General features: G+C 66.7%; 20 protein-coding genes. 8 read left to right on the top strand and 12 right to left on the bottom strand.

Annotation, left to right across the window (positions count from 1 at the left end):
* The first annotated feature begins 96 nt into the window (after nt 1–96).
* The 5 genes from FVF75_RS04465 to FVF75_RS04485 all read left to right on the top strand — a co-directional run bounded on the left by FVF75_RS04465 (nt 97) and on the right by FVF75_RS04485 (nt 5,116).
* A complete protein-coding gene (locus tag FVF75_RS04465; protein ID WP_148376626.1) occupies nt 97–741 on the top strand; it encodes a hypothetical protein in 645 nt (214 codons plus the stop codon).
* Between the two features lie 57 nt (nt 742–798).
* Entirely contained in the window at nt 799–1,572 is a 774-nt protein-coding gene (locus tag FVF75_RS04470; RefSeq protein WP_148376628.1) for a DUF6478 family protein, read from the top strand.
* Between the two features lie 8 nt (nt 1,573–1,580).
* Nucleotides 1,581–1,952 carry a hypothetical protein gene (locus FVF75_RS04475; RefSeq protein ID WP_148376630.1) on the top strand — a complete coding sequence of 124 codons (372 nt, stop codon included), beginning with the start codon at nt 1,581–1,583 and terminating at the stop codon, nt 1,950–1,952.
* Nucleotides 1,953–2,036: 84 nt separating this feature from the next.
* Nucleotides 2,037–4,049, top strand: a complete 2,013-nt coding sequence (locus tag FVF75_RS04480; RefSeq protein ID WP_148376632.1) for an NADPH-dependent 2,4-dienoyl-CoA reductase — start codon at nt 2,037–2,039, stop codon at nt 4,047–4,049.
* Between the two features lie 161 nt (nt 4,050–4,210).
* Nucleotides 4,211–5,116 (top strand): LysR family transcriptional regulator, encoded by a 906-nt coding sequence (locus tag FVF75_RS04485; RefSeq protein ID WP_148376634.1) that lies wholly within the window; start codon nt 4,211–4,213, stop codon nt 5,114–5,116.
* Between the two features lie 51 nt (nt 5,117–5,167).
* Here the strand turns inward: FVF75_RS04485 and FVF75_RS04490 are convergent, their stop codons facing one another.
* From FVF75_RS04490 to FVF75_RS04505, 4 genes are read right to left on the bottom strand one after another with little or no spacing between them, the layout of a single operon-like run.
* Nucleotides 5,168–6,118 carry an OmpA family protein gene (locus FVF75_RS04490; protein ID WP_246137996.1) on the bottom strand — a complete coding sequence of 317 codons (951 nt, stop codon included), beginning with the start codon at nt 6,116–6,118 and terminating at the stop codon, nt 5,168–5,170.
* Nucleotides 6,115–6,681: a peroxidase-related enzyme gene (locus FVF75_RS04495; protein ID WP_148376637.1), complete on the bottom strand. Its 567-nt coding sequence runs from the start codon at nt 6,679–6,681 to the stop codon at nt 6,115–6,117. The genes FVF75_RS04490 and FVF75_RS04495 overlap by 4 nt, the downstream gene beginning before the upstream one ends.
* A gap of 1 nt (nt 6,682) precedes the next feature.
* Nucleotides 6,683–7,426: a GNAT family N-acetyltransferase gene (locus FVF75_RS04500; protein ID WP_148376638.1), complete on the bottom strand. Its 744-nt coding sequence runs from the start codon at nt 7,424–7,426 to the stop codon at nt 6,683–6,685.
* On the bottom strand, nt 7,423–8,154 hold the full coding sequence (locus FVF75_RS04505; RefSeq protein ID WP_148376640.1) for a competence/damage-inducible protein A: 732 nt from the start codon (nt 8,152–8,154) through the stop codon (nt 7,423–7,425). The genes FVF75_RS04500 and FVF75_RS04505 overlap by 4 nt, the downstream gene beginning before the upstream one ends.
* A gap of 112 nt (nt 8,155–8,266) precedes the next feature.
* Between FVF75_RS04505 and sfsA the strand changes: the two genes are divergently transcribed.
* Nucleotides 8,267–8,980 carry a DNA/RNA nuclease SfsA gene (sfsA, locus tag FVF75_RS04510; protein ID WP_148376643.1) on the top strand — a complete coding sequence of 238 codons (714 nt, stop codon included), beginning with the start codon at nt 8,267–8,269 and terminating at the stop codon, nt 8,978–8,980.
* Between the two features lie 118 nt (nt 8,981–9,098).
* Complete coding sequence (gene map, locus FVF75_RS04515) at nt 9,099–9,908, top strand: type I methionyl aminopeptidase (protein ID WP_246137997.1); 810 nt, start codon at nt 9,099–9,101, stop codon at nt 9,906–9,908.
* On the opposite strand, the gene rsmD is transcribed toward map, so the two are convergent.
* Entirely contained in the window at nt 9,905–10,462 is a 558-nt protein-coding gene (rsmD, locus tag FVF75_RS04520; RefSeq protein ID WP_148376645.1) for a 16S rRNA (guanine(966)-N(2))-methyltransferase RsmD, read from the bottom strand. The two genes, map and rsmD, sit on opposite strands and share 4 nt — an antisense overlap.
* Entirely contained in the window at nt 10,459–11,664 is a 1,206-nt protein-coding gene (locus FVF75_RS04525; RefSeq protein ID WP_148376647.1) for an NAD(P)/FAD-dependent oxidoreductase, read from the bottom strand. Before FVF75_RS04525 ends, rsmD begins: the two co-directional genes overlap by 4 nt.
* 81 nt (nt 11,665–11,745) lie before the next feature.
* On the opposite strand from FVF75_RS04525, the gene FVF75_RS04530 reads away from it, so the two are divergent.
* Nucleotides 11,746–12,234, top strand: a complete 489-nt coding sequence (locus FVF75_RS04530; RefSeq protein WP_148376649.1) for a peroxiredoxin — start codon at nt 11,746–11,748, stop codon at nt 12,232–12,234.
* Between the two features lie 33 nt (nt 12,235–12,267).
* Here FVF75_RS04530 and FVF75_RS04535 read toward each other — a convergent pair whose 3' ends face one another.
* Genes FVF75_RS04535 through FVF75_RS04560 form a run of 6 tightly spaced genes read right to left on the bottom strand, consistent with a single transcriptional unit; the run spans nt 12,268 to nt 18,257 of the window.
* Entirely contained in the window at nt 12,268–12,654 is a 387-nt protein-coding gene (locus FVF75_RS04535; protein ID WP_148376651.1) for a DUF302 domain-containing protein, read from the bottom strand.
* A 47-nt stretch (nt 12,655–12,701) separates the two neighbouring features.
* On the bottom strand, nt 12,702–13,871 hold the full coding sequence (locus FVF75_RS04540) for a GNAT family N-acetyltransferase (RefSeq protein ID WP_148376653.1): 1,170 nt from the start codon (nt 13,869–13,871) through the stop codon (nt 12,702–12,704).
* 48 nt (nt 13,872–13,919) lie between these two features.
* Nucleotides 13,920–14,687, bottom strand: a complete 768-nt coding sequence (locus FVF75_RS04545; RefSeq protein WP_148376656.1) for a glycerophosphodiester phosphodiesterase family protein — start codon at nt 14,685–14,687, stop codon at nt 13,920–13,922.
* Nucleotides 14,684–15,145: a RidA family protein gene (locus FVF75_RS04550; protein WP_148376658.1), complete on the bottom strand. Its 462-nt coding sequence runs from the start codon at nt 15,143–15,145 to the stop codon at nt 14,684–14,686. The genes FVF75_RS04545 and FVF75_RS04550 overlap by 4 nt, the downstream gene beginning before the upstream one ends.
* Nucleotides 15,146–15,201: 56 nt before the next feature.
* Nucleotides 15,202–16,515 carry an HlyD family type I secretion periplasmic adaptor subunit gene (locus FVF75_RS04555; protein ID WP_148376661.1) on the bottom strand — a complete coding sequence of 438 codons (1,314 nt, stop codon included), beginning with the start codon at nt 16,513–16,515 and terminating at the stop codon, nt 15,202–15,204.
* Entirely contained in the window at nt 16,512–18,257 is a 1,746-nt protein-coding gene (locus FVF75_RS04560; RefSeq protein WP_148376663.1) for a type I secretion system permease/ATPase, read from the bottom strand. The genes FVF75_RS04555 and FVF75_RS04560 overlap by 4 nt, the downstream gene beginning before the upstream one ends.
* Between the last annotated feature and the right edge of the window lie 45 nt (nt 18,258–18,302).

An 18,302-nucleotide genomic window follows, 5' to 3' on the forward strand; every position in this document is an offset into this window, starting at 1 on the left:
CAGGGCCTTGGCTGGCCTAGACCGAAATGGGACATTGGGTATCTGATAGGCATCGGGATGCGAAACGGCTTGCGCAGGGCGGTTTTCTTGGCGGCCATGACGGCATTGCTGACCGCCTGTGCCCCGCGCGAAAAACCCCGCAGTGACAACGCCACCCTCGCGCCGCGCTCGCTCAGCGTGATGAGCAAGGGGTTTGTCGTGGCCGGACCGCGCGGCTTCTGCGTCGATACCCGAAGCTCGACATCCACCGAGGACTCGGCCTTTGCGCTGTTTGGAAGCTGCTCGGCGATTTCCGGCAACCCGGCTGACGACAAGCCCAGGGCGCCCGCGATCCTGTCGGCTTCGGTGGTTCCGGCGGACGGTCCGCTGGACGAGGACGCGCTGGACCGGCTGGCCGCGTTCCTGTCCTCCGACGAAGGCCGCGCCGCCCTGAGCCGGGGCGAGGGCGATACCGATGTCGTGGTGCTGGACGTGGAACGCGCGCCGGGGCTGGTGCTGATTCATGCCCGCGACGGCATGGCGGCGGGCGATCTGCAAAGCGATTACTGGCGCGCGGTCGTTGCCGTGTCGGGCCATATCGTGTCGGCCACCGTCAGCGGCTTTGCCGCCACGCCGTTCGACTCCGACGCCGGCACGGCGCTGGCACGCGACTTTGCCAATGCGATGCGCCGGGCCAATGGCGAACGCGCCGGGGGCGGCGGTGGCGGAGGGCTGGGAACTTTGCTCGATCGTTTGCTCTAAGGAAACGGTTTTGTGTAAGAATGGAAACAATGCCATTTATCGAGCGAATCCCTGAACATGGCTAAACCGCCCAACGGACTGATCGACCGGCTGCTGCATCGCCGCGTGATGCGGCGCTGGGAAAAGGTTGCCGACCGGGCCCCGAGCCTGAGCCTGCCGTCGCTTCGGCGGGTGCGGTCGCGCGCGTTGCAACTGCGCGAGCTGCTCGACCGGGTGCTGTTCGAGGCCGACGCGCGCCTGACCCTGCCGCTGGTCGGATCGAACGCGTTTCAAAAGCCGCTGCATTCCGACTGGGGCTGGCGGCCGCAGCTTTGGCGCGGGCCGATCTATCCGCCCGGTGCCGCCGCAGCCGAGACCAAGTCGCGCTTTGGCGACGAAGTCACGCTGTTTCACGACTGCCGCGTGTCGGAACTGACCGTGCGCCAGATCCGCAATACCCGCGAAGAAGACCTGGCGCCCTTCGGGTTGCGCATGGACGTGTTCCGCTTCGACGGCTCGTTCCTGTCGCTGGTGATCGACCTGCCGCAAGGCGCGGTGCAGGGGTTGAAACGCAAGCACCTGGTGCGGCTGAACGCGGTGGTCGAGACGGAAAAACCGCTCGAGATCTTCGCGCGGTTCAACGTCCGTCACGGCCCCAACACCGAGCAGATCGTGCGTGAACTGCCGCTGGGCGAGGATGAGATCATGGTCGAGTTTGATCTTGCCTACAGCAAGCTCAACGAAAAGCGGGTCGACAGCGCCTGGGTCGATCTGATCTTCGAGGGGCCGGAAATGAACCAGGTGATCCTGCGCGATGTCACCTTCAGCCGCCGCCCGCGCGCCGAACTCTAGGAGGGCACATGGCCGACATGCAGCTGACCAAGACACGCATCCAGGCCGGGGTCTGGGAGGGGGTTCTGACCGGGGCCGAAAGACTGCCCGACATCACGGTCAGCCACCTGTCCGAGCCGGTCACGGGCGCCAGCGTGAAGGAAGACCCGGACAACCCGGGCCAGTATTTCGTGCGCGTGCCGATCCCCGCCGAACTGTTGTCGGACGGCGTTCAGACCTTCGTGATCTCCGACAAAGCCACAAACGCGCGGCTGGCGAGCTTTGCCATCATCACCGGGCAGCCGATGGATGCCGATTTCCGGGCCGAGATGGACCTCTTGCGTGCCGAGCTTGACATGCTCAAACGCGCCTTTCGGCGCCATTGCGTCGAGACGATGTGACGGGCGCGCGGGCACCGCTTACGCGGCGTCGCCCGTGACAACGTGCGTGGCGTGGCTATCTTCGCGCCCAACCGGGAGGACACGATGACGCATTATCCCCACATGCTCGCCCCGCTCGACCTTGGCTTCACCACGCTGAAGAACCGGGTTCTGATGGGCTCGATGCACACCGGGCTGGAAGAGCGCGGCGACTGGAACCGGGTGGCCGAATATTTCGCCGCAAGGGCGCGCGGCGGCGTCGGCCTGATGGTCACCGGCGGTATCGCCCCAAACCCCGAGGGCGGCGTGTTTCCCGGCGCGGCGGGGCTCTACACCCCCGAGGATATCGCCAACCACCGTATCGTCACCGACCGGGTGCATGAGGCGGGCGGCAAGATCGCCATGCAGATCCTGCATGCCGGGCGCTATGCCTATGGCAAGGATTGCGTCTCGGCTTCGGCAGTGAAATCGCCGATCTCACCCTTCGTGCCCCGCGAACTGGACGAGGCGGGGATCGAGAAACAGATCGCCGATTTCGCCACTTCCGCCACCCGCGCCCGCGAGGCGGGCTATGACGGGGTCGAGGTGATGGGGTCCGAGGGGTATTTCCTCAACCAGTTCCTCGTCACCCATGTGAACAAGCGCACCGACCGCTGGGGCGGCAGTTACGAGAACCGGATGCGTCTGCCGATCGAGGTGGTCAAGCGGGTGCGCGCCGCCGTGGGCGAGGATTTCATCATCATCTACCGCCTGTCGATGATCGACCTCGTCCCGGATGGCTCGACCTTCGACGAGGTGGTGACTCTTGCAAAGGAAATCGAGAAGGCGGGCGCCACGATCATCAACACCGGCATCGGCTGGCACGAGGCGCGGGTGCCGACGATTGCGACATCGGTGCCGCGCGCCGGGTTTGCCTGGGTCACGAAAAAGCTGATGGGCGAGGTCTCGGTGCCCATCGTCACCTCGAACCGGATCAACACGCCCGAGGTGGCCGAGACGCTGCTGGCCGAGGGTGTCGCCGACATGGTGTCGATGGCGCGGCCTTTCCTGGCCGATGCCGATTTCGTGGCCAAGGCGGCGGCGGGGCGCAGCGACGAGATTGCGCCCTGCATCGCCTGCAACCAGGCCTGCCTGGACCATACGTTCTCCGGCAAGACCAGCACGTGCCTGGTCAATCCGCGCGCCTGCCACGAGACCGAGCTGGTCGTCGCCCCGACCGAAACCCCCAAGCGTATCGCCGTTGTCGGGGCTGGCCCGGCCGGGCTGGCGGCTGCGATCACGGCTGCTGAGCGCGGCCATGAGGTGACACTGTTCGACAAGGCCGAGCGTGTCGGCGGACAGCTTCACATGGCCGCGACGATCCCCGGCAAGGAGGAATTCCAGGGCCTGATCGACTGGTTCGCGCGCATGGTGGACCTGCACGGCGTCCAGTTGCGGCTGGGGCGCGCTGCCGGGGCCGACGACCTGGCCGGCTATGACGAGATCATCATCGCCACCGGCGTGTTGCCGCGCGATCCGCAGATCCCGGGGCAGGATGGGCCGAACGTGCTGAGCTATGTCGATGTGCTGGCCGGCAAGGCCGAGGTCGGGCCGCGCGTGGCGATCATCGGGGCGGGAGGGATCGGCTTTGACGTTGCCGAATACCTGACGCATGAGGGCACCAGCCCGACGCTCGACCTGGATCTGTGGCGCACGGAGTGGGGTGTTGCCGATCCCGAAACAACCCGTGGCGGCGTGACCGCGCCGCAACCGGCCGCCCCGGCGCGCGATGTGACGCTGCTGCAACGCAAGGCACAGGCGCTGGGCAAGGGGCTGGGCAAGACGACCGGCTGGATTCACCGCGCGAGCCTGCGGATGAAACAGGTCGATATGGTTGGTGGTGCGGCCTACGAGCGGATCGACGAGACCGGCCTGCATATCAGCCTGGGCGACGAGACCCGCGTGATCGAAGCCGATACGATCGTGCTATGCGCCGGTCAGGTCAGCGAACGCAGCCTGGCGGATGCGCTGGCCGACCGGGGCGTGGCGGCGCATGTGATCGGCGGCGCGGATGTGGCTGCAGAACTGGATGCAAAGCGCGCCATCGACCAGGGGGTCAGGCTGGCCGCGACGCTCTGAGCCATCCACGAAATTGCCCAAATTGGCCCTTGTGGCCGTTTCCATTGTCAGAACATTGCCCGGTTTCTTCCTGCAAAAGCCGGGATCGCTCCACAGTCTTGCCCGAATTCGGGGCAATAACGCTTTCAGTTGGGGCGATGCTTGCAGGAAGAGTGATTATTATGGACCGATTGACCGAAATGGAGGCCTTCGCAACCGTGGTGGATCAGGGTGGATTCACCGATGCCGCGAAGAAGATGGGGATCTCGAAATCTGCCGTTTCGAAGCACGTGTCCTCGCTGGAAGCGCGTCTCGGTGCCCGGCTTCTCAATCGGACCACACGCCGCGTCAGCCCGACCGAGATCGGGCTCGCCTATTACGACCGTGCCCGCCGCGTCCTGAACGATGCCGGCGAGGCCGACGCGCTGGTCACCTCGATGCAATCCGCGCCCTCCGGTCTGCTTCGTATTTCCGTCGCGACCGATTTCGGCGTCAATCACCTGTCGCCGGTGCTGGGTGAATTCCTGACGGAATTCCCCGATATCAACGTCAACATGGTGCTGAACAACCGCTACGTCGAACTGATCTCGGAAGGCTTCGACATGGCGATCCGGGTGGGCGAACTTGAGGATTCGTCGCTGCGCGCCCGCAAGATCGCCGAGACCGCCATCCGCATGGTCGGGTCGCCGTCCTATTTCCAGAAATTCGGGCGGCCCATGCGGATCGACGACCTCAACGAACACAAGCTGCTGCACTATTCCAACCAGTCCTCGGGTAACGTCTGGAAGATCCCCGCGCCATCGGGGGAATTGCGCCAGGTGCGCACCGCCGGCTGGCTGTCGGTCAATGACGGGCAGTCGCTTCTGAATGCCGCCATCGCCGGGCTGGGCATCGCCTATCTGCCCAGCTTTCTCTATGCCGATGCGCTGGAAAAAGGGCTGGTCGAGGATGCGATTCCCGATCTGCCGGTCGATGCGCAGGGGATCTATGCGGTCTATCCGCCGGGCCGGTTCACCCAGCCCAAGGTGCGTGCCTTCATCGACTTTCTGGTGCGGTCCTTTGCGGACAAGGGGCCGGATGTCTGGTAGGCGAAGCCGAACAAACCTGAGCGGATCGAGGCGCCCCAGGGGGCGCTTCTTTCATTCGGTCGAGACCAGGATCGCCTCGACCCGCCGGTTCAACGAACGGCCCGCGTCGGTCTGATTCGAGGCGATCGGGGCAAGATAGCCAATGCCTTCGGCCTCGAGCTGCTCTGGCGCCACCCCGTAATCCGAGACCAGCCGCGCCATGACCGACCGCGCCCTGCGCTCCGACAACCCGATGTTCCCCGCCAGCGACCCGGTGGCGTCGGTATGTCCGACCAGTGCCACGCGTTTGCCCGGATTGTCGCGCAGGTAGTCCGCCAGCGCGCGCAGCGAGGTGAAGTCGCCCGGGCCGAGATCGGCAGAGCCGGTGGCGAACACGAGGTCGGCCAGAATGTAGCGCCCGGCGGTCTCCATCGCCGGCCCGATCTCGCCGCTCAAGGTGGTCGGCAGCGCCGCGTCCGGTTCGGCCTTGGACGAGGTCAGCGGCACCGCCGGCATCGTCCCGATTTTGCCGACCTGCACGATCTGCACGAACCCCGCCGAGACGCTTCGACTGACGAGCAGGCTGATCGCGTCCACCTCTTCGCCCGGCCTCACGGCGCCGAGATAGTAGAAATCGCCAAGGTCGACATGCATGTCCGGTTCGCTGATCACGGCGGTTGCGAACCGGAAATCGAACCCGCCGCATTCGCTGTCGCGACACTCGAACACCACCTCGTAGCCCGCATCCAGCAATTGCTGGCGCAGCGTCAGAAGGATCTGGTAGGTCGACAGCCCCGATCCGCCCAGCCGCCAGGCCTGCCGCGTGATATGGCCCGACGTGGCCCGCGTCGGCACGCCGGTGCCCTCGGCCCAGGCGCCGACGGGCATCTGGTAAGTACCTGCCGTTTCGATCTTTTCCTGTTGCAGCGTCGCGCCCACCGGCAACGACAGCGGCGCCGCGTGACCGGCGCCGACTGCACCGAACAGGACGGCGCCAAGGACAAGAGCGGCGGTGCGCATCATCGGGATTGGGCGTGATACTCGGGATTGGGCTGCATGTCGGTGGCCGCGGCCACGCGGTTTGTCATGTTGAAGAACCCCGCCACATTGGCGATGTCCCAGATATCGCGGTCGGAAAACCCCACCTCGCGCAGCCGCGCGCGGTCGGGCTCGTCGATCTTGTCCGGGTGCTCTGTCAGTTTCTCGGCAAACTCCAGCATGGCGCGCTGGCGGGGCTCCAGCTCGATGGCGCGAAAGTTCATCACCATCGCTTCGCCCAAGGCCGGGTCGCCGGACAATTCACGCACCGCCGCGCCGTGTGCAACCTGGCAATACCAGCAATGGTTTTTCGAGCTGACCACCACGGCGATCATCTCGCGCTCCAGCTTGGACAGGCCCGAAGGCGCCAGCATCAGGTTGTTGTAAAGGCCGGTAAACGCATTCAGCTTGTCGACATCGAAGGCATAGGCCTTGAGCACATTCGGCACCATCCCCAGCTTTTCATCGCAAATGTCGAAGTATTTCTGGGTGGGTTCCGGCAGTGGGTCCACCATCGGCAAGTCCAGAACCGTGATCTTTTCGCTCATTTCAGTTTCCTTCCGCCAACCGGCGGTAGTGATAGTGCCCCACAAGCCGCATGCCAAGCGATACATATAAAGGGTTCGCGGCGTGATTACCCTGCGTCACGATGAGGCTGATGACATCTGCGCCATTTTCCGCCGCCCAGCGTGCCGCCTTTCGCAGGATCAGCGTGGCCGCCCCTTTGCGGCGCTGCTCGGGCAGGACGTGGATGGCGTGCAGCATCGCGATACCGTCGTGAATGCCGACAAAGCCGACCCCGCCGGGGCCATCGCCGATCCGCACCAGGATCGCCGCCTTGGGTTCGGGCGCGCGGTCCATCACCGCCAGCCGGCCTTCGCCGATGCCGCCGTCGGCCCATATTTCCAGTGCCAATTCCAGCGGCGGCCACATCGCATAGGCGGTGCCGGGGGGGATTTCACCGCCCAGCAGATCGGCGACCGGCATCGCGTAGATGTTGACCGGATCGCGCAGGTCATAGCCGTGGCGGGCCAGGAGCGCGTCAAGCTTGTCTTCGCCGGCCCGGATGCGAAACAGCGGCACCTGTCCCAGCGCGCGCATCGCGGCTTCGGCGGCGGGCAGGTCGGCCTCGGTCACCGGCCAGTCCTCGGTTGCCGCCGACACCCGTTGCCCGCCCCCTTGCCCGTCGCGGATGGTCCAGGCCCCGAGATGGCGGCGGCCGGCTGGCGGCCAGGTCGCTTCGCAGACCTCGATCAGCCGCTCGGCGTCGGGCAGGGGCGGGGGGCGTGTCATCCGGTTGCACCGGGAAACAGCCCGGCCAGTTCGATCATCGCCGCGCTGAGGCGCGCGCCGTCGTGGCCCCGGATCACGATATTGGCCCCGAACGCGCCGTTCATGTTGAACGGGTATGAACCGATCGACAGGTCGGGAAAGCGTTCCGCCAGCCCCGCGAGCGGCCCCGCGATGGTGGCCTCGGGCAGGTCGACGCGCAGGCTCTGGCTCAGAAGCGGGGTGCCGCCGGTGATGGTCGGCAGGACACTCGCCACCATCGCCTCGAAGATCGCCGGCACGCCCGCCATCACATGCACGTTGTTCAGCGAAAAGCCGGGGGCCGCCGATATCGGATTGTCGATCAGGGTCGCGCCCTCGGGAATGCGCGCCATGCGCAGCCGCTCCGGCGTCGCCTCGACCCCGCGCCCGTCATAGAACGCCTTGAGAACCGCGCGGGCATCGTCGCGGATGTCGATCGGCACCCCGAAGGCAGCCGCGATGGCGTCGGCGGTGATGTCGTCATGGGTCGGCCCGATGCCGCCCGAGGTGAACAGGTGGTCGAACCCCTCCGACAGGGCGCGCACCGCGGCGACGATGCTGTTCTGGTCGTCGCGCACCACCCGGCATTCGCAAAGCTCGATGCCATGGCCGGTCAGCGCCTTGGCCAGAAAGTGCATGTTGGCGTCGCGGGTGCGTCCCGACAGGATTTCATCGCCGATCACGAGCATCGCGGCGGTCGGATTGGGCATGGCGTTCCCCGGCTGTGATGTTTGCATCGCAGGTTACTCCACGCCCCGGGGGTTTCCAATCGGTCATCGGCCCCGGATGGACATCTTTGACCGCGGTGCCCATGTTGCAGACATGGAATTTCCGACCCCCCTCGTCCCCGCGACCCTGATCCGCCGCTACAAGCGTTTTCTGGCCGATTGCCGCCTTTCGGACGGGCGCGAGATCACCGCCCATTGCGCCAACCCCGGCTCGATGCTGGGGCTTGCCGTCGAAGGCACGCGGGTCTGGCTGGAACCGAACGACGATCCGAAGAGAAAGCTCGATTTCGGCTGGCGGCTGGTCGAACACACGGACGGGCATTTCACCGGAGTCGACACGGCGCTTGCGAACCGGATGCTGAAGACCGCGCTGGAGGCGCGCGAGGTGCCGGCGCTTGCGGATTACACCAAGGTGCGCCCCGAGGTGAAATATGGCGAGAACAGCCGTATCGACTTTCTGCTGTCTGCCGAGGGCCTGCCCGATGCTTACGTCGAGGTGAAATCGGTAACGCTGTGCCGCCGTCCGGGCGTGGCCGAGTTCCCCGACGCCCGAACGACACGCGGCGCGCGGCATATGTATGAGCTTGGCCTGATGGCGCGCGAAGGCTACCGCGCGGTCGTTCTGTTTCTCGTGCAACGCACCGATTCCAGCGAGGTGAAGATCGCCGACGACATCGACCCCGACTACGCGCGGGCTCTGATGGCGGCCTACGGCGCGGGGGTCGAGGTGGTCGCGCACAGCACCAATATTTCGCCACGCGGCGTGACGCTCGGCCCGGTGCTGCCGGTCACTTTGCCGGTGCCGTGATCGCGACGCGCATGGTCGGTGGCCCGGTCCGGGGAACACGCCGGTGCGAACGCCCGATAGACTGGTCCTTAACCACGATCTGTCCTAAATAGTGCCGCAAATACCGAAGGAGAGATCAGTGGACACACGCGGGCGCATCACCAGGGACGGAATTCGCATCCACGAGGACGCGGATTTCGCGGGTATGCACAAGGCCGGACGGCTGGCCGCCGAGATCCTCGACCGGATCGCCGCGAAGGTCGTTCCGGGCGTGACCACCGGCGAGATCGACAAGGCCGTCGAGGACATGGTGAACGAGGCCGGCGCGACCTCGGCCACGATCGGCTACAAGGGTTATGAGCACGCCACCTGCATCTCGATCAACCATGTCGTCTGCCACGGCATCCCGTCTGACAAACGCCTCAAGGATGGCGACATCCTGAACATCGACGTGACCGTGATCGTCGATGGCTGGTTCGGCGACACCTCGCGGATGTATGTGGCGGGCAAGCTGCCGCGCAAGGCCGAGCGGCTGATCCAGGTGACGCATGATTCGCTGATGAAGGGGATCGAGGCGGTCAGGCCCGGCAACACCTTCGGCGACATCGGCCACGCCATCCAGAGCTATGTCGAGGCGCAGCGGATGAGCGTCGTGCGCGACTTCTGCGGGCACGGGCTGGGCCGGGTGTTCCATGCGCCACCCAACGTGCTGCACTACGGCAAGCCCGGAACCGGCCCTGTGCTGGAAGAGGGCATGTTCTTTACCATCGAGCCGATGGTGAACCTGGGCCGGCCCGAAACCAAGGTTCTGGCCGACGACTGGACAGCGGTGACGCGCGACAAGTCGCTCTCGGCGCAGTTCGAGCATTCGATCGGCGTGACCGCGACCGGGGCCGAGATCTTCACCCTGTCGCCCGCGGGCAAATTCCATCCGACCTGGGAAAGCTAGGCGCGCAGGATCGTGATCGTGGTGTCGCCGTATCTGCGGCTGTCCAGTTGCGTCACCCCCTCGGGCGGTGTGACGGTGCCGTTTTCCTCCCAAATCACCGTCGCCCCGGGTTCGATCCAGCCGCCGGCAAGCGCCGCCGCCAGCGCCTTTTCCCCCAGCCCCATTCCATAGGGCGGATCGAGGAACACGAGGTCATGCGCAGCACCCGGGTTCGGCCCCAGCCGGGTCGCGTCGCGGCTGATCACCGTCGTATCGTCCCCGGCCCGGCACTTGGCGATGTTCTGGCGGATCAGTCGCCCAGCCGCGCGCCCGTCGTCGACGAAGGTGACGTGATCCGCGCCGCGCGACAGTGCCTCCAGCCCCAGCGCGCCGGTGCCGGCAAAAAGGTCGAGCACCCGCGCCCCGGTCACCGGATCGCCGAAGCGCCCGCCGGTCAGCATCGAGAACAGGCTTTCGCGCACCCGGTCCGAGGTCGGGCGCAGATGCGCCCTTGCATCACCCTTGCCAACCGCCGCCAGCGTCAGGCCGCGAAATTTCCCGGCGATGATCCTCACGCTTTCAACAGGGCCTTCAGGTCGCTTTCGGGGTCGGCGACCAGCGCCTTGTCGGCGGTTTTCCCCGCCTCGATCAGACGCTTGCCGATCATGTAGGCGCGCGGATCGTTCATCGCGTCCACCGCGATCAGTGCATCGCCCCGGTAATACCAGAAACTCGTGCTGCCCTCGGACGGGCGCGTGACGATGGTGTCGTAACCGGTGCCAAGCCCGGCGATCTGCAGTTTCACGTCGTATTGATCCGACCAGAACCACGGCTTCGCGACATAGTCGCGCCCCTCGCCCATCAGGTTTCCGGCCACCAGTTCGCCCATGTCGATGGCATTGCCGACGCTTTCCAGCCGCAGCCGCGCGCCGCTCTGCGGGAACGAGGCACAGTCGCCCGCGGCCCAGATCGACGGGTCAGAGGTGCGGCCCTGTGCATCGACCGCGATGCCGTTGTCGATCTCGAGCCCGGCGGCCTCGGCCAGCGCGGTATCGGGCCGGATACCGACGCCGACGATCACGAAATCCACGTCGAGCGTGGTGCCGTCGCTGAGCTCCGCCGTGGTAACCCGGTCGGTGCCGCCAAGCGCCGTCAGCCCGCAGCCTTCACGGATATCGACGCCGTGATCGGCGTGCAGCTTGCGGAAATAGGCGGAGGTTTCGGGCGCGGCGACTCGCCCGAGGATGCGATCTGCCATCTCGACCAGCGTGACCTTCAGCCCCTTCTTGGCCGCGACCGCCGCCGCCTCCAGCCCGATATAGCCGCCGCCGATCACCAGCACGCGGCGGCCCTCGGAGAACTCCTCTGCCATCGCGTCCACATCGGCCAGCGTGCGCACGGTATAGACGCCCTTGAGGTCGCCGCCGATCCTGGCGGGCAGCCGGTTGGGCACCGACCCCGTGGTCAGGACCAGCATGTCATAGGCAACCACTTCGCCGCCTGCGCGCAGAGTCTTTGCATCCGGGTCGATCTCCTCGACCCGAACGCCCAGTTTCAGCGTGATGTCATGTTCGGCATAGAAGCTCTCGGGCCTGAGATAGAGCCGCTCGACCTCCATTTCGCCCAGCAGGTAGGCTTTCGACAGGGGCGGGCGCTGATAGGGCGGCGCGGGCTCGTCGCCGATCAGGGTGATCCGGCCCTCGAACCCGTCCTGCCGGAGCTTTGCCACCAGCGAGGCCGCTGCCTGCCCGGCCCCGATCACAACCACATGACTCATTCCCGTATCCTCTTATCCGTCTGGTCCAAAACCCTATAGTCGCGCGTAACCGGAAGGCAAACGCGAACAGGAGGATTCGAAATGACGATAGCAAAGGGCGACAGGCTGCCAGCGGCGACATTGTCGCGGATGGGCAAGGACGGGCCGGAGCCGGTGGCGCTGGGCGACAGGCTTGCGGGCCGGACGGTGGTGATCTTTGCGGTGCCGGGCGCCTATACCCCGACCTGCCATTCGGCGCATGTGCCCAGCTTCATCCGGGTGCATGACCGGCTGCGCGACAAGGGCGTCGACGAGGTGATCTGCGTCGCGGTCAACGATGCCTTCGTGATGGATGCCTGGGGCCGCGACACCGGGGCGCTGGATGCCGGCATCACCATGCTGGGCGACCCGGAGGCCGAGTTCACCGAAGCCATCGGGATGCGCTTTGACGCGCCGCCCGCCGGTCTGATCGCGCGCTCGAAGCGGTATTCGATGCTGGTGGTCGACGGGGTGGTGAAGGCGCTGAACGTGGAAGCCTCGCCCGGCGAATGCGAAATCTCGGCGGGTGAAGCGATGCTGGACGCACTGTAGGGGTTCGGGGCCGCTCCTGGCGGCCCCGCGTCCTCAGATGGCGGCGACCACGGTTTCCATCATCTCGCCGACCTTACCGGCGACCGATTTCAACTCGGCGTTGTCGATCCCGGCCATCGAGGCCAGCGGATCGACCGCCGATACCTCGACCCCGCCGTCGACCTCGCGCAGGATGACGTTGCAGGGCAGCATCGCGCCGACGCGCGGCTCCAGCCCGATCGCCTGCCAGGCCATGCCCGGATTGCAGGCGCCGAGGATGCGGTAGCCGTCCATCTCCTTGTCGATCTTCTTTTTCATCGTCGCCTTGACATCGATCTCGGTCAGCACGCCGAAGCCGTTGTCGGCCAGCGCCTTTCGCGTGCGCGCGTCGATCTCGTCAAAGTCGGCGCCGGGAAAGGTTCGGTTGAACGTATAGGCCATGTTTCCTCCATTCGTTTTCTGGAATGTGGGGTCCGGGGGTGCCGAGATCAATCGCCGCCGCGCCGGAAAGGTCCCATCGAGGTCAGAATCTCGATATCCTCATCGACCGCCTCGGCCTCTTTCTGGCAGAACTCGGCAACGGCGCGGCGCAGCCCCGGATCGGCGATCCAGTGCAGCGAATGCGTCGTCACCGGCAGATAGCCGCGCGCCAGCTTGTGTTCGCCCTGCGCCCCGGCCTCGACCCGGTCAAGCCCGTGGGCGATGGCGAAGTCGATGGCCTGGTAATAGCACAGCTCGAAATGCAGGAACGGATGATGCTCGGTGCAGCCCCAGTAGCGGCCAAAGAGTGCGTCGCGCCCGATGAAGTTGAGCGCGCCTGCGACCGGTTGTCCGTCGCGTTCGGCCAGGGTCAGCACGACATCGTCGCGCATCGTCTGCTGCACGATGTCGAAAAAGCCCCGCGTCAGGTAGGGCGTGCCCCATTTGCGGGCGCCGGTGTCCTGGTAGAAGGCCCAGAAGGCATCCCAATGCGCGGGCCGCAGATCGTCGCCGGTCAGGTGCCGGATGGTCCCGCCGAAGCCCTGCGCCGCGCGCCGTTCCTTGCGGATGGCCTTGCGCTTGCGGCTGGACAGGTTGGCGAGGAAGGCGTCGAAATCGGCATAGCCGTGGTTCACCCAGTGATATTGCGAGCCGACCCGGTGCAACAGGCCCATCGCCTTGCCGGCGGTGGCCTCGCCCTCGGTGCAGAAGGTGGCGTGCAGCGAGCTGAGATCGTTGTCCGCCGCCACCTGCACCGCGCCCTGAACCAGCGCCGCCATGCCGCGCCCCTCGAAGCCAGGCCGTTCGAGGAACCGCCGGCCCGTCGCCGGGGTAAACGGCACCGCGATCTGAAGCTTCGGATAGTAGCGCCCGCCGGCCCGTTCCCAGGCATGTGCCCAGGAATGGTCGAACACGTACTCGCCCTGGCTGTGGCTCTTGCCATACATCGGCGCCACCGCGATCACCGTGCCGTTCAGATGGGCGCTCAGGTGATGCGGTGCCCAGCCGGTGCCCGGCCCGACGCTGCCCGAAACCTCGAGCGCATGCAGAAAGCGATATGTGGTGAAAGGGTCGGCGGGGCGCAGACCGGGGGCGTCCGAGGCGCAGGTATCCCACGCCTCGGGGCCGATTTCCTCGATGCTGCGATGCAGCCGGATTTCCAGTGCCGCGTCGTCCATGATCCTGTCCGCTGTGTCATGGCATTGGAGAGCGCCGGGCAGGGGGCGTCAAGCCGGCAGGGCGGCGGCGTAGCCCTCGAAGGTCACGTTGTCCGCGATCTCACGCGCTTGTGTCTCGGCCTCGGGCGAGCGGATCGTCCAGCACAGAACCGGCAACCCCGCCGCCTTCACCTCGGCCACGCGCGGATTGGCGAGGTCGTGGGCATCGTGGCTGATGAACGACGCGCCGACCCGTTCGAGATCGGGCATTCCGCGCAGAGGCGCAAGGACGCGTTCATTCAGGTTTGGCCAGTCCTCGGGCAGAAAGGCGCTCGAGGTCAGGCCGCGCGGCACGTCAGGCGCGGCCTGTCCGAAGGCGGCGACGGAATGCGGGTTGAACGACATCACCGCGAGCGGACCGCGGTAGTCGGCAAGCGCGTCGGCCACGGCGCGTTCCAGCGGTCCGACATCCGGCCCCATCGCCCCGTCCTGATCCTTGATCTCGATCAGGAGCGGCACCCGACCCGCCACCAGCGCCAGCACTTCGGCCAGCGTCGGGATGCCCTCGTCGCCGCCGATCAGCCGGGTCGCGGCCAAAGCGTCGGCGGTGAAATGCCGCACCGCGCCCTCCCGGCCCGTGAGCCGGGTGAGAAGGTAGTCGTGAAACACCATCGCCACGCCATCGGCGGACATTTGCACGTCAATCTCGATGCCGTAGCCCGCCGCAATCGCCGCCCGGATCGCGGCGCGCGAGTTTTCGGGCCGGCCCGCCGTGACATCGTGAAATGCCCGGTGGGCCAGCGGCGGGCCGAGGAAGTCCGCCGGCAGGGCCGTCATTTGATCTGGAAGATCCCCTCGATCTCGACCGCCACGCCGAACGGTAACGACGCCGCCGACACGGCCGAGCGCGAATGCCGTCCGGCATCGCCCAGGGCTTCGACCAGGAAATCGGACGCCCCGTTGACGACCTTGGGCTGGTCGCCGAAATCGGCGGTCGAATTGACGAAGGCGGTCAGCTTGACCACCCGTACCAGCCGGTCGAGATCGCCGCCGCACGCCGCCTTGACCTGGGCCAGAAGCCCGATGGCGCAGGTTCTGGCTGCCGCCGCGCCCTCTGCCACGTCCATGTCGTCGCCCAGCTTGCCTGTGATGAAGGCGCCGTCCTGCATCGAGATCTGGCCTGAAACGAACACCAGGTCGCCGCTCACCACCCAGGGCACGTAGTTCGCCGCCGGCGCCGGGGCCTCGGGCAGGGTGACGCCAAGTTCGGCCAGCCGTTGTTCAAATCCGCTCATGTCGCGTCCTTTCGCTCAGGTTTCGGCGCGACGCTATCGGCTGGCGCGGGGCGGTTCTAGTCCTCGCGCAGGGCTTTGTTGAAATAATCCGCCAGCGGCTTGACCAGATAGGCGATCGGGCTGCGGTCGCCGGTGCGCAGATAGGCCTCGACCGGCATCCCGGGGATCAAAACCGTGCCCTCGGGCAGCTTGTCGGCCTCACCCTCGGCTATTTCGATGCGTGCGCGGTAAAAGCGTTGGCCGGTCGCGTCGTCGGTCAGTGCATCGGGCGATACCGACAGCACCGTGCCCGTCAGTTCCGGGGTGGCGCGGCTGCTGAAGGCGGAAAAGCGCAGGATCACGGGCTGGCCGATGTGGATCTGGTCGACATGGATCGGCGCGACCCGGACGCCGATGATCAGGGGGCGATCTTGGGGCACGATGAACAGCACCGGCTCGGCCGGACGGATCACGGCGTCTTCGCCAAAGACCTGCATCGCATGCACGGCGCCCGATACCGGTGCGCGGATGACCAGCCGGTCAAGCTGTTGGCGCAGGGCACGGCGGCGCTCGGCAAGCTCGAGTTCGCGCCCCTCGAGCGTGCTCAGGTCTTCTGAGGCATCCTCGCGGCGCTGGGCCTCTATGCGGGTGATTTCGATCTCGATTTCGGTGATACGCCCCTCGGCCTGGGCCCCTGTCGCGGTGACCTCGCCCAGCGTGCCGACCAGCCGGGCCTGTTCGCGGCGCAGCGCCAGAACCTGCGAGGCCTGTGTCAGCCCCTTTTCGAGAAGGGCTTGCTGGCTGACCAGTTCCTCGGCGATCAGCCGGGCCTGTTCCTCCAGCGCCTCTCTCTGCGCCGCGATGCCGCCGATCTGGCTGGCGATCTGGGCGGCGCGTTTTTCCAGTTGCTCGACCGAGGACCACAGGTTGTCGCGCCGTTGCCGAAACAGCCGGCGATTGCCCTCGAGCATCGCTGCCACGTCGGGGTTGGTCTCGGCCAGGCTCAGCAATTCCGGCGCAAACGAGATGTCGCGCGCCTCGTCGCGTTCCGCCTCGAGCCGCCCGCGCCGGGCCATGAGTTCGAACAGTTGGCTTTCGACGATGGTCAGTTCAGAGGCGACATCCTCGGCGTCGAGCCGGATCAGCACCTGGCCTTTCCTAACGCGGTCCCCCTCGTGAACCTCGATGCTGGCGACCACGCCGCCGTCGAGGTGCTGCACGACCTGGCGGTTCTGCTCGACCTCGATCGCGCCGGGGGCGACGATGGCGCCCGAGATGCGGGTGGTGGTGGCCCAGGTGCCAAAGCCGCAGACCAGCACCAGGATCGCGACCAGCCCGAGGATGAGCGGCCTGCGCGCCGACCAGGCCGGCTGTGGTGTCGGCGCGCTCATGTCACGCCTCCCGCTTGGCCGCCGGCCCGCGCCACTTGCAAATGACGCGCGTTCTGGACGGTGCGTGCCAGCACCTCGTCGCGCGGGCCGAACGCCTTGACGGTGCCCTGCGCCAGCACCAGAAGCCGGTCGCATTCGGCGATTGCGGCGGGACGATGCGCCATGATCAGAACCGCACCGCCGGCGGCCTTGATCGCCCGGATCGCGGCGTTCAAGGCTGTGCCGCCGTCATTGTCGAGGTTCGAGTTCGGCTCATCCAGCACCAGCACCACCGGGTCGCCATACATTGCCCGGGCAAGGCCGACACGTTGCATCTGGCCGCCCGACAGCAACCCGCCTCCGGCACTGATGCGGGTGTTGTAGCCGTCCGGCAGGGCCAGGATCAGCGCATGCGCGGCGGCATTGCGCGCAGCGGTCACGACCGCGGTGTCGTCGGGTTCCTCGGCAAGCCCCGCGATGTTCTCGGCGATGGTGCCGTCGAACATCTGCACGCGCTGCGGCAGATAGCCTATGTGCTGGCCCAGCACGTCCGGGTCGAACTGGTCGAGCGCCGCGCCGTCAAGGCGGATCTTGCCGCCAGCCGGGCGCCAGACCCCGGTGATCGCGCGTGCCAGCGTCGATTTCCCCGCGCCCGAGGAGCCGATCACGCCAAGCGCCTCGCCCGGTCTGACCTCGAAACTGACGCCGCGCAACGCCGGCTGCGCCTGGCCCGGCGGCACCACGGTAAGACCCTCGGCGACCAGGTGCGCCCGTGGCCGGGGCAGCGCGACGCGCGGCGCATCGGGCGGCACGCTGCCAAGCAGCCGAACCAACCCTTGCCAGCCGTGGCGGGCGCGTTGGACAAGCTGCCACTGACCGATCGCGAGGTCGATCGGCGCCAGTGCGCGGCCAAGCAGGATCGACGCCGCGATCATCGCACCGGCCGTCAATTCGCCCTGCAGCACCAGGTAAGTGCCCAGCCCCAGCATCGCCGATTGCAGGAACAGCCGAAGGGTGCGCGACAGGGTCGAGAACCGCCCGGCCCGGTCCGAGGACAGGATGGTGTCGGCCAATGCCATTTGCCGGGCCGCCTTCCAGCGCCGGAAAGCGTTTTCCGACATGCCAAGGGCGCGCACCATCTCGGCCTCGGCGCGCAGGTGTTCGGCGGTGTGATCGGCCCGTGCCATCGCGGCATTGGCGCTTTGAACCGGGGCGGCGGTCAGGCTCTGGTTAAGGGCGCTGATCGCCACCAGAACCGCCCCGCCTGCCAGCGCCAGCACCCCGAGCCAGGGGTGAAAGACTAGGATTCCGGCCAGGAAGACCGGGGTGAACGGCAGGTCGAACACCGCTGTGAACACCGGCGACGACAGCAACCGCTGCACCGATTCGAGGTCGCGCAGAGCATTGCCGTGCCGCCCGGACCCGGTGGGGTCGTCCGCATCGCGGCGCAGCATGGCGCAGAACACCCGCCGGTCCAGCCCGGCCTGAAAGCGTGCGCCGATCCGTGCCAGAATGCGGCCGCGGGCATAGTCGAGCACCCCCATCACCGCGAACAGGAACGCCATCAGGATGAACAGCGCCAGCAGCGTTTCCTCGGACCGGCTGCCCAGCACCCGGTCATAGACCTGCAGCATGAAGAGCGGCCCGGTCAGCATCAGGATATTGACGAACACCGAGAACAGCGCGACCGCGGCAAACAGCCCGCGCACCGCCCCGCGATGCGTGCGCAATTCCTGGCTGCCCTGTTCTTCCACCCGGGTCATCTGGCCCCTGTCCCCCGCTTGACACTGATTGCCGGGCAGAATGCA

This window comes from Maritimibacter fusiformis (assembly GCF_008086115.1).
Lineage (GTDB): Bacteria > Pseudomonadota > Alphaproteobacteria > Rhodobacterales > Rhodobacteraceae > Muriiphilus > Muriiphilus fusiformis.